General features: G+C 45.1%; 8 protein-coding genes, 2 tRNA genes, 2 rRNA genes and 1 other RNA gene. 2 read left to right on the forward strand and 11 right to left on the reverse strand.

Annotation, left to right across the window (positions count from 1 at the left end):
• Positions 1 to 41 precede the first annotated feature (41 nt).
• The 11 genes from MHH40_RS10315 to tadA all read right to left on the reverse strand — a co-directional run bounded on the left by MHH40_RS10315 (position 42) and on the right by tadA (position 9,552).
• A 23S ribosomal RNA gene (locus MHH40_RS10315) occupies positions 42 to 2,972 on the reverse strand.
• A gap of 98 nt (positions 2,973 to 3,070) precedes the next feature.
• A tRNA-Ala gene (locus tag MHH40_RS10320) sits at positions 3,071 to 3,146 on the reverse strand.
• A 14-nt stretch (positions 3,147 to 3,160) separates the two neighbouring features.
• Positions 3,161 to 3,237: transfer RNA gene (locus MHH40_RS10325), tRNA-Ile, on the reverse strand.
• A 95-nt stretch (positions 3,238 to 3,332) separates the two neighbouring features.
• A 16S ribosomal RNA gene (locus MHH40_RS10330) occupies positions 3,333 to 4,881 on the reverse strand.
• The 16S and 23S rRNA genes sit together here with 2 tRNA genes alongside, the layout of an rRNA operon.
• A 276-nt stretch (positions 4,882 to 5,157) precedes the next feature.
• Positions 5,158 to 5,421: a pro-sigmaK processing inhibitor BofA family protein gene (locus MHH40_RS10335; RefSeq protein ID WP_003218084.1), complete on the reverse strand. Its 264-nt coding sequence runs from the start codon at positions 5,419 to 5,421 to the stop codon at positions 5,158 to 5,160.
• 66 nt (positions 5,422 to 5,487) lie between these two features.
• A complete protein-coding gene (locus MHH40_RS10340; RefSeq protein WP_003218088.1) occupies positions 5,488 to 5,712 on the reverse strand; it encodes a YaaL family protein in 225 nt (74 codons plus the stop codon).
• 18 nt (positions 5,713 to 5,730) lie between these two features.
• The gene (gene recR / locus MHH40_RS10345) at positions 5,731 to 6,327 is read right to left on the reverse strand and encodes a recombination protein RecR (RefSeq protein ID WP_050945828.1); all 597 of its coding nucleotides are present in this window, start codon (positions 6,325 to 6,327) and stop codon (positions 5,731 to 5,733) included.
• A gap of 15 nt (positions 6,328 to 6,342) precedes the next feature.
• Complete coding sequence (locus MHH40_RS10350; RefSeq protein ID WP_008342011.1) at positions 6,343 to 6,666, reverse strand: YbaB/EbfC family nucleoid-associated protein; 324 nt, start codon at positions 6,664 to 6,666, stop codon at positions 6,343 to 6,345.
• Between the two features lie 26 nt (positions 6,667 to 6,692).
• On the reverse strand, positions 6,693 to 8,405 hold the full coding sequence (dnaX, locus tag MHH40_RS10355) for a DNA polymerase III subunit gamma/tau (protein ID WP_003218100.1): 1,713 nt from the start codon (positions 8,403 to 8,405) through the stop codon (positions 6,693 to 6,695).
• A gap of 329 nt (positions 8,406 to 8,734) precedes the next feature.
• Positions 8,735 to 8,999: signal recognition particle sRNA large type (ffs, locus tag MHH40_RS10360), an RNA gene on the reverse strand.
• Between the two features lie 76 nt (positions 9,000 to 9,075).
• The gene (tadA, locus tag MHH40_RS10365; RefSeq protein ID WP_003218102.1) at positions 9,076 to 9,552 is read right to left on the reverse strand and encodes a tRNA adenosine(34) deaminase TadA; all 477 of its coding nucleotides are present in this window, start codon (positions 9,550 to 9,552) and stop codon (positions 9,076 to 9,078) included.
• A gap of 79 nt (positions 9,553 to 9,631) precedes the next feature.
• Between tadA and MHH40_RS10370 the strand changes: the two genes are divergently transcribed.
• Both MHH40_RS10370 and MHH40_RS10375 read left to right on the forward strand, forming a co-directional pair.
• On the forward strand, positions 9,632 to 10,186 hold the full coding sequence (locus tag MHH40_RS10370) for an isochorismatase family cysteine hydrolase (protein ID WP_003218117.1): 555 nt from the start codon (positions 9,632 to 9,634) through the stop codon (positions 10,184 to 10,186).
• Between the two features lie 99 nt (positions 10,187 to 10,285).
• Positions 10,286 to 11,533, forward strand: coding sequence for a glycosyl hydrolase family 18 protein (locus MHH40_RS10375; protein WP_229200378.1), 1,248 nt, complete (start codon positions 10,286 to 10,288; stop codon positions 11,531 to 11,533).
• Positions 11,534 to 11,597: the final 64 nt, after the last annotated feature.

The following is an 11,597-nucleotide window of genomic DNA, read 5'->3' on the forward strand; positions in this document are numbered from 1 at the left end:
CTCAAAACTAGATAACAATGTTCAAGCTTCACATTAGAATATAGGTTAAGTCCTCGATCTATTAGTATCTGTCAGCTCCACGTGTCACCACGCTTCCACCTCAGACCTATCAACCTGATCATCTTTCAGGGATCTTACTTCCTTGCGGAATGGGAAATCTCATCTTGAGGGGGGCTTCATGCTTAGATGCTTTCAGCACTTATCCCGTCCGCACATAGCTACCCAGCGATGCCCTTGGCAGAACAACTGGTACACCAGCGGTGCGTCCATCCCGGTCCTCTCGTACTAAGGACAGCTCCTCTCAAATTTCCTGCGCCCGCGACGGATAGGGACCGAACTGTCTCACGACGTTCTGAACCCAGCTCGCGTACCGCTTTAATGGGCGAACAGCCCAACCCTTGGGACCGACTACAGCCCCAGGATGCGATGAGCCGACATCGAGGTGCCAAACCTCCCCGTCGATGTGGACTCTTGGGGGAGATAAGCCTGTTATCCCCGGGGTAGCTTTTATCCGTTGAGCGATGGCCCTTCCATGCGGAACCACCGGATCACTAAGCCCGACTTTCGTCCCTGCTCGACTTGTAGGTCTCGCAGTCAAGCTCCCTTGTGCCTTTACACTCTGCGAATGATTTCCAACCATTCTGAGGGAACCTTTGGGCGCCTCCGTTACATTTTAGGAGGCGACCGCCCCAGTCAAACTGCCCACCTGACACTGTCTCCCTGCCCGATAAGGGCAGCGGGTTAGAAGGTCAATACAGCCAGGGTAGTATCCCACCGATGCCTCCACCGAAGCTAGCGCTCCGGTTTCCAAGGCTCCTACCTATCCTGTACAAGCTGTACCAACATTCAATATCAGGCTGCAGTAAAGCTCCACGGGGTCTTTCCGTCCTGTCGCGGGTAACCTGCATCTTCACAGGTACTATAATTTCACCGAGTCTCTCGTTGAGACAGTGCCCAGATCGTTGCGCCTTTCGTGCGGGTCGGAACTTACCCGACAAGGAATTTCGCTACCTTAGGACCGTTATAGTTACGGCCGCCGTTTACTGGGGCTTCAATTCGCACCTTCGCTTACGCTAAGCGCTCCTCTTAACCTTCCAGCACCGGGCAGGCGTCAGCCCCTATACTTCGCCTTACGGCTTCGCAGAGACCTGTGTTTTTGCTAAACAGTCGCCTGGGCCTATTCACTGCGGCTTCTCGGGGCTTTAACACCCTAAGAAGCACCCCTTCTCCCGAAGTTACGGGGTCATTTTGCCGAGTTCCTTAACGAGAGTTCTCTCGATCACCTTAGGATTCTCTCCTCGCCTACCTGTGTCGGTTTGCGGTACGGGCACCTCTCACCTCGCTAGAGGCTTTTCTTGGCAGTGTGGAATCAGGAACTTCGCTACTAAATTTCGCTCGCCATCACAGCTCAGCCTTTACGGGAAACGGATTTGCCTATTTCCCAGCCTAACTGCTTGGACGCGGATATCCAATACCGCGCTTACCCTATCCTCCTGCGTCCCCCCATTGCTCAAATGGTGAGGAGGTGGTACAGGAATATCAACCTGTTGTCCATCGCCTACGCCTTTCGGCCTCGGCTTAGGTCCCGACTAACCCTGAGCGGACGAGCCTTCCTCAGGAAACCTTAGGCATTCGGTGGACGGGATTCTCACCCGTCTTTCGCTACTCATACCGGCATTCTCACTTCTAAGCGCTCCACCAGTCCTTCCGGTCTGACTTCACAGCACTTAGAACGCTCTCCTACCACTGTTCGTAAGAACAGTCCGCAGCTTCGGTGATACGTTTAGCCCCGGTACATTTTCGGCGCAGAGTCACTCGACCAGTGAGCTATTACGCACTCTTTAAATGGTGGCTGCTTCTAAGCCAACATCCTGGTTGTCTAAGCAACTCCACATCCTTTTCCACTTAACGTATACTTTGGGACCTTAGCTGGCGGTCTGGGCTGTTTCCCTTTCGACTACGGATCTTATCACTCGCAGTCTGACTCCCAAGGATAAGTCATCGGCATTCGGAGTTTGACTGAATTCGGTAACCCGGTAGGGGCCCCTAGTCCAATCAGTGCTCTACCTCCGAGACTCTTACCTTGAGGCTAGCCCTAAAGCTATTTCGGAGAGAACCAGCTATCTCCAGGTTCGATTGGCATTTCACCCCTACCCACACCTCATCCCCGCACTTTTCAACGTGCGTGGGTTCGGGCCTCCATTCAGTGTTACCTGAACTTCACCCTGGACATGGGTAGATCACCTGGTTTCGGGTCTACGACCACGTACTCATGCGCCCTATTCAGACTCGCTTTCGCTGCGGCTCCGCATCTTCTGCTTAACCTTGCACGGGATCGTAACTCGCCGGTTCATTCTACAAAAGGCACGCCATCACCCTTTAACGGGCTCTGACTACTTGTAGGCACACGGTTTCAGGATCTATTTCACTCCCCTTCCGGGGTGCTTTTCACCTTTCCCTCACGGTACTGGTTCACTATCGGTCACTAGGGAGTATTTAGCCTTGGGAGATGGTCCTCCCGGATTCCGACGGAATTTCACGTGTTCCGCCGTACTCAGGATCCACTCTGGAGAGAACAACATTTCAGTTACAGGGCTGTTACCTTCTTTGGCGGGCCTTTCCAGACCTCTTCGCTTATATCGTTCCTTTGTAACTCCGTATAGAGTGTCCTACAACCCCAAGAGGCAAGCCTCTTGGTTTGGGCTGTTCCCGTTTCGCTCGCCGCTACTCAGGGAATCGCATTTGCTTTCTCTTCCTCCGGGTACTTAGATGTTTCAGTTCCCCGGGTATGCCTTCTCATACTCTATGTATTCAAGTATGGATACTACTCCATTACGAGCAGTGGGTTTCCCCATTCGGAAATCTCCGGATCAAAGCTTGCTTACAGCTCCCCGAAGCATATCGGTGTTCGTCCCGTCCTTCATCGGCTCCTAGTGCCAAGGCATCCACCGTGCGCCCTTTCTAACTTAACCATTTCTTACTTTAGAAAGAATCACTATGTGTGATGAACTTTGCATTGCATTCAATGTGAATGTATTACTTATTGTTATCTAGTTTTCAAAGAACACGTTGGTGGAGCCTAGCGGGATCGAACCGCTGACCTCCTGCGTGCAAGGCAGGCGCTCTCCCAGCTGAGCTAAGGCCCCTATTTAATAGAAGATGGTGGGCCTGAGTGGACTCGAACCACCGACCTCACGCTTATCAGGCGTGCGCTCTAACCAGCTGAGCTACAGGCCCATCTTTCATATCGAAGATATGATGTTGTAGGATCTTTTGCAAGTTCCTTCAAAACTAAACAAGACGAAAACGCACACTGCTCCATATATCCTTAGAAAGGAGGTGATCCAGCCGCACCTTCCGATACGGCTACCTTGTTACGACTTCACCCCAATCATCTGCCCCACCTTCGGCGGCTGGCTCCATAAAGGTTACCTCACCGACTTCGGGTGTTGCAAACTCTCGTGGTGTGACGGGCGGTGTGTACAAGGCCCGGGAACGTATTCACCGCGGCATGCTGATCCGCGATTACTAGCGATTCCAGCTTCACGCAGTCGAGTTGCAGACTGCGATCCGAACTGAGAACAGATTTATGGGATTGGCTAAACCTTGCGGTCTCGCAGCCCTTTGTTCTGTCCATTGTAGCACGTGTGTAGCCCAGGTCATAAGGGGCATGATGATTTGACGTCATCCCCACCTTCCTCCGGTTTGTCACCGGCAGTCACCTTAGAGTGCCCAACTAAATGCTGGCAACTAAGATCAAGGGTTGCGCTCGTTGCGGGACTTAACCCAACATCTCACGACACGAGCTGACGACAACCATGCACCACCTGTCACTCTGTCCCCGAAGGGAAAGCCCTATCTCTAGGGTTGTCAGAGGATGTCAAGACCTGGTAAGGTTCTTCGCGTTGCTTCGAATTAAACCACATGCTCCACCGCTTGTGCGGGCCCCCGTCAATTCCTTTGAGTTTCAGTCTTGCGACCGTACTCCCCAGGCGGAGTGCTTAATGCGTTAGCTGCAGCACTAAGGGGCGGAAACCCCCTAACACTTAGCACTCATCGTTTACGGCGTGGACTACCAGGGTATCTAATCCTGTTCGCTCCCCACGCTTTCGCTCCTCAGCGTCAGTTACAGACCAGAGAGTCGCCTTCGCCACTGGTGTTCCTCCACATCTCTACGCATTTCACCGCTACACGTGGAATTCCACTCTCCTCTTCTGCACTCAAGTTTCCCAGTTTCCAATGACCCTCCCCGGTTGAGCCGGGGGCTTTCACATCAGACTTAAGAAACCGCCTGCGAGCCCTTTACGCCCAATAATTCCGGACAACGCTTGCCACCTACGTATTACCGCGGCTGCTGGCACGTAGTTAGCCGTGGCTTTCTGGTTAGGTACCGTCAAGGTGCGAGCAGTTACTCTCGCACTTGTTCTTCCCTAACAACAGAGCTTTACGATCCGAAAACCTTCATCACTCACGCGGCGTTGCTCCGTCAGACTTTCGTCCATTGCGGAAGATTCCCTACTGCTGCCTCCCGTAGGAGTCTGGGCCGTGTCTCAGTCCCAGTGTGGCCGATCACCCTCTCAGGTCGGCTACGCATCGTCGCCTTGGTGAGCCATTACCCCACCAACTAGCTAATGCGCCGCGGGTCCATCTGTAAGTGACAGCCGAAACCGTCTTTCATCCTTGAACCATGCGGTTCAAGGAACTATCCGGTATTAGCTCCGGTTTCCCGGAGTTATCCCAGTCTTACAGGCAGGTTACCCACGTGTTACTCACCCGTCCGCCGCTAACATCCGGGAGCAAGCTCCCTTCTGTCCGCTCGACTTGCATGTATTAGGCACGCCGCCAGCGTTCGTCCTGAGCCAGGATCAAACTCTCCGAAAAAGTACAAAACCGAAGTTTTGTTTTTCGTCAGCGTTTGACTGACTACCTATGATATAACATAGGATTTTTTTATAAAAACTCGAATTAACAGGTACGTTTTGTCTTGTTTAGTTTTCAAAGAACTTGTTTACCGCTTCAGAAGCGACTAGAACATCATACCATATTTAAATTGTTGATGTCAACAACTTTTTTGTTATCATGTTATTTCGTTTCTTCGTCATCAGCGACGTATATTAATTTACCACCATAAGGGATCAAAGTCAACAATATTTCTCATTAAATAATAAATTTTTCAATTACGACTAAAGCTGCTACGCCTGGGATGCCCAATAGACCACTGATTCCACTTGTTACAGGGTTAATAGAGACATGTAATCCTAGACTCTCACCAAATAGATTGAGGCAAAATAAAAAAAGAGCACCTGCCACAAACTTTATTCCGATCAGCCCTAACCATTTGATGGGGTTCGCTTGAACACCTGACATAAACAACAATAATACAGCAAGCAAAATTGACCCGATCACAATAACAGGTTCCATAATCCTCTCATCTCCTCTTCATATGAATAGTACAAGCATATGAGAGGACTATGTAAAATAGACCTGCTATCTCCAGTTGTTTAAACGTAAATTCCTCTTTTTCGCTTCTCTTAGATAGAAAAAGTACTTCGCTTGAGCAAGCTTTAATTCGAATAGAATGTCCGGTGAAGGCTCAACGCTATTTGCGACAAGCTTTTTTTGTCTGTTCCATTCTTCCTTTTGCTTAAAAAGCTGTTGAATTAATTTCTCATCGAATTCTTTTCGAATTGATTTTCTGCGAAGAAAACCCATGTACCGTACTTCTCCTTCCTACATCTCACGTCTGCCCTCTAGAGCTTTAGACAGTGTGACTTCATCCGCATACTCTAAGTCTCCACCTACTGGTAGTCCGTGAGCAATACGAGAGAGTTTAATTCCTGATGGTTTCAACAATCTAGAGATATACATGGCTGTAGCCTCTCCTTCAATGTTTGGATTCGTTGCAAGGATTACCTCTGTCACTTGATCGTCTTGCAATCTTTTTAACAGGTCAGGAATTTTAATGTCCTCTGGGCCAATGCCATCCATTGGCGAAATGGCACCATGAAGCACATGATATAAGCCGTTGTATTCTTTCATCTTTTCCATTGCGATCACATCTTTTGGATCTTGTACTACACAGATAACAGATTGATCTCTTCTTGTATCTTCACAAATATAGCAAGGATCTTGATCTGTGATATGGCCGCATACCGAGCAATTAGTTAAATTACGCTTTGCGTTAACAAGCGCCTTCGCGAAATCTAGTACGACATCTTCCTGCATACTAAGAACAAAAAAAGCCAGACGGACCGCGGTTTTCGGTCCGATTCCTGGCAATTTCATAAAGCTGTCTATCAGCTTTGATATTGGTTCAGGATATTGCATCTTCAGTTATTCCTCCTAGAATAAACCTGGCATGTTCATTCCTTTTGTGAATTGACCCATTGTTTCATTTGTTAACTCATCAACTTTTTTCAATGCATCGTTTGTCGCTGCAAGTACAAGATCTTGAAGCATATCGATATCTTCTGGATCAACAACTTCTTCATTGATTGCTACATCAACAACTTCTTTTTGTCCATTTACTTTTACAGTGACCATACCGCCACCTGCTGTACCTTCAAGGACTTTTTCTGCAAGCTCTTCTTGAGCCTTAGCCATATCCTTTTGCATTTTTTGCATTTGTTTCATCATTTTTTGCATATTTCCCATTCCACCGCGCATATGAACACCACTCTCTTTCATTTTTATTAATCTTTAATTTCTATTAAATCGGTTCCTACTAACTTCTTTGCTTCTGCAATCAATGGATCCTCTTCAGCAGAAGTCCCCTGACCATCTGCCTGTTCATCCGGCTGATGATCTCTTAAAAATTCTTCTCTTATTTTACCCCATTGAGCGTCAGGAACGCCAACTAATTCCACTCTTTTCCCTAACATAGACTCTAATAGCTGCTCAAGGTTGGTTCGAACACCACTTTTATCTTCAGCAACCATTTTACAGTGTATTTCAAACTTGAATTTTAAAACAAAGGCATGAGTAGCAGCAGCAACTGGTTCACTATCCGTTAATAGTGCAGCGTGAGACACCTTATTCTGCTGTTTCAAGTGGGCAAGGAGTTCTCCCCACTTACCTTTAATTTTTTCTAGCTCTGGACGTTTTGCCTCTTTTAGAATTTCGTGAATTCGACCGACAGGTGCACGGTATCCATTTTTGTTACTTGTTTGTGGTCGAGGTGCTTCCTTTTTTTCTTGAGGATGATGAGAATGAGACATTGGCACACCCTCAGCTCTTATCCTAGATAGCTCCTGTTCCAACCTGTCTATTTTATCCGTTAGCGTCGTTAAATCAGCGTTAGCATGAGCTTGTGGTATTCCAGCCGTTGACTGACATAGCTTAACAACAGCTACCTCAAAGAAAATCCTTGGATGATTCGTCCATTTCATTTCTTGGTGACTTTTATTCAGCACTTCAATTGTTTCATATAGAAATTGAGGTGTCACACGATCCGAAAGCGTCACGAAATTTTCATCGACCTTTACCTTTTCAAGGACCCCTTCCAGATCTGGTGCTGTTTTATAAAGCAGCATATCTCTAAAGTAAAAAATCATGTCCTCTATTAATTTAGCAGCATCTTTCCCCTGCTGAAGTAATTCATTTAAGGTATCTAACGCCACGGCAATATTTTGATCAAAAATTGCTTCGGCTAGCTGACTAATGAATTGCTGAGAAACAGCTCCTGTAATGAGCAGCGCATCATCAATTGTCAGTTGCTCACCACTAAATGAAATTGCTTGATCTAAGAGGCTTAGTGCATCACGCATACCACCATCAGCTGCACTAGCGATAATCTCGAGCGAGCCCTCTTGGACATTTAGGCTTTCTGCATCTACAATTTTCTGCATTCTTCCAACAATATCTTTTGTCGTGATTCGTTTAAAATCAAATCTCTGACAACGAGATATGATGGTAAGAGGAATCTTATGAGGCTCTGTGGTAGCCAAAATAAAGATACAATGAGCGGGCGGCTCCTCTAACGTTTTAAGGAGGGCATTAAACGCCCCGATAGAGAGCATATGTACTTCATCTATAATATAAACCTTATATGTAACCGCCGAAGGAGCAAATTTCACTTTATCACGTATATCACGGATTTCATCTACTCCGTTGTTTGAGGCAGCATCTATTTCGATCACATCTGAAATCGAGCCGTTTGTAATCCCTTTACAGGCATCACATTCATTACAAGGTTCACTCACAGGTGACTTTTCACAGTTCACTGCCTTCGCAAAGATTTTAGCTGCGCTTGTTTTACCTGTTCCTCTAGGACCTGAAAATAAGTAAGCATGAGAAAACTTCTTCTGCAAAAGGGCATTTTGCAACGTTTTTGTGATGTGTTCTTGTCCAACAACATCCTCAAAAACTTGAGGTCTGAACACTCGATACAAAGCTTGATAACTCACAAATACGCCCTCCTCCATTTATCATCTTTTTTATTATACATGATGCACCGATCAATTCAAAAGCACACCTTTATTTTCTAATAAACGAAAATGATGATTTCAACTATAGTTTTTCTACTTTCTATGAACCAAAAACCTGTTTTCTAGATTTTCGAATTGATCTGCCACACCACGAGGAACACTAGTTCCTGCTGCGATTAATAAAAAACAAAAAAACTCTAAAAAGATTTTTTGGCTATTTGTATAAACAAAGCAGCTGAACTATTCTTTAAACAGCAACAAAAAACTCACCTAGATTAACTAGATGAGTTACATTTAATATTGATTTACCGTGCACCTTCTGTCGATTCGCTACCCCAAGCGTTACTTAAACAGTTAGCTCGGCCCAGGCAACCCTGCGGCACATGAGAGGTTTCACTTAATGCTGCTTCCTTCCGGACCTGACATGGTTCATGAATTCCCATTGCGCAGGACCCAGACGTCAACACCACTTATTTAAGGCAGACCTTGAAGTAAACGAACCTTGAGAAGGGATTCGGCCTCGCTAGAGCGGATTGCGAGTACAGGGCACCGCTACCTCCCCGCTTAGCACGGCAAAATGAATATTAAATTGTTAGTGACGCAGACATAAGTATACCTTCTTATAGCCGAAATTGCAAACGACATCCATTCATTTACTTTTGGCTTGTTTCTTTCGCTGACGGAGATTTCGGAAGAACTGACTTAACAGCTCACCACACTCATTTTCAAGTACACCACCAATGACTTCAGACTGATGATTGAACCGTTCATCATCCAGTAAATTCATTAAAGTACCTGCACATCCACCTTTTGGATCGTATGCACCAAAAACGACCTTTTTCACTCTAGAAAGGACAATCGCTCCCGCACACATAGGACATGGTTCAAGCGTCACATAAAGTACAGCATCCTCTAAACGCCAGCTTCCAGTCGTTTTACACGCTTCATCAATGGCAAGTAATTCTGCATGTGCAATTGAACGCTGCTCTGTTTCCCTTAAATTATGAGCTCGGCTCACAATTTGGTCATCAACAACGATGATGGCACCGATTGGTACTTCTCCTATTTGTTCTGCTTTTAAGGCTTCAGAAATAGCTTCTTGCATAAACTGTTCATCTCTCGTCATAGCTCGGCTCTCTTTTCATGTTTTTTAAAAGGATATTGAGGTTAACATATTAGCACAATCTTTTAAAGGGGGTCTTACTTTGTCAAAGCACCAAAAGGCACTGCTTATTATCGACATGATTAATAATTTTGATTTTGAAATGGGACATGTGCTCGCTGATAAAACAGAGCAAATGACCAATAAGATTTTAGCTCTTAAAGATCATGCTTTCAAGGAAAATTGGCCGATCATCTATATCAACGACCACTATGGTCTCTGGAAGGCTGATATTCAAGCTGTGATGGAAACATGCAAAAATGAAAGAAGCGCCCCTATTTTAGAGAAAATGGCACCATCTAAAGATGATTACTTCTTAATTAAACCGAAGCATTCTGCCTTCTATGGAACTGCATTAGAGACACTCTTAAATGAATTAGGTGTACAAGACATCATTTTGACCGGAATTGCAGGAAACATTTGCGTTCTGTTCACTGCAAATGACGCATACATGCGAGAATACAACTTAATTGTTCCTGAAGATTGTATCGCATCAAATGACGACAGAGACAACGAATATGCTTTAACGATGATGGAGAACGTTCTACTAGCAAAAATCACCACTGCTAAAGAGATCACGAATGAAAATCAAACATGATTTATCCATAACCCTCATAAATTGTTAGCAATAACAAAGGGGGCGTTGACTATTCAAATTTATGTTGTCAAAAGAGGAGATACTTTAAACGAAATTGCCATGCGTTTTAAAACAACAGTCAATGAAATCATCCGTACCAACGATATTGAAACACCAAATCAACTCGTCATTGGACAAACAATTGTCATTCCAATTAGAGGTCAATTTTATGAGGTCAAACAAAATGACACACTTTATCAAATTGGAAGACGATTTCGAATTTCAGTGGAAGAGTTGGCACGTGTGAATAGAATACGGCCTGAAGCGATACTTCCTATTCGCTTCTTGCTCTATATCCCTCAAAGACCGAAAAGGAACATTAACTCGAATGCTTACATTGAACCACGGGGAAATCAAGTCAGTGAAAACTTAAAACAAGCAGCTAGAGAGGCCTCTCCATATTTAACGCATTTAGGCGCCTTTAGTTTTCAAGCGCAAAGAGATGGAACACTGAAAGAACCACCGATAGATCAGCTACCTCAAATAGCCGCTCAGAGCAGAACCGTTTTATCCATGGTGGTGACTAACCTAGAGAATGATAAATTCAGTGATGAACTTGGGCAAATTCTTTTGAATAACCAATCTGTCAAAGCCACATTTTTAAATGAAATCGTTCGTGTTGCAAAAAAGTATCAATTAAAAGAAATCCATTTTGATTTTGAATATTTACGTCCCGCTGATAAAGATGCCTACATTCAATTTTTAAGAGAGGCAACAACCCGCTTCCATCAAGAAGGATGGACAATATCTGTTGCACTTGCCCCTAAAACAAGTAGTCAGCAAAAGGGAAAATGGTATGAAGCTCATGACTATGAAGCCATTGGGAAAATCGTCGATCATGTTGTATTAATGACCTACGAATGGGGATACAGCGGCGGCCCTGCGCAAGCAGTCTCTCCCATTGGACCTGTCCGCCAAGTCATTGAATATGCACTGACCGTTATTCCAGCAAATAAAATTGTTATGGGCCAGAACTTATACGGCTATGATTGGACGCTTCCTTACGTTCAAGGCGGCCCTATTGCTAAAGCTGTCAGTCCCCAACAAGCGATTGCAATTGCTAGAAATAATAATGCCTCCATTCTATATGACGAAACAGCACAAGCACCTTATTTTCGTTATACAGATGCCAATAATAAAGAGCATGAGGTATGGTTCGAAGACGCTAGATCAATTCAAGCAAAGTTCAACCTCATCAAAGAGTTAAACTTGAACGGAATTGCTTATTGGAAATTAGGTCTATCCTTCCCTCAAAATTGGCTCTTATTATCAGATCAATTCAATATTGAAAAAAGAACGACATCGTAATCCGTTCGCTCTATCTCTCGGAAGGGGTATGGTACAATATACATTGGTTTGACAACTTTATAGA

Source organism: Bacillus sp. FSL K6-2431 (genome assembly GCF_038005165.1).
Taxonomy (GTDB): domain Bacteria; phylum Bacillota; class Bacilli; order Bacillales; family Bacillaceae; genus Bacillus; species Bacillus pumilus.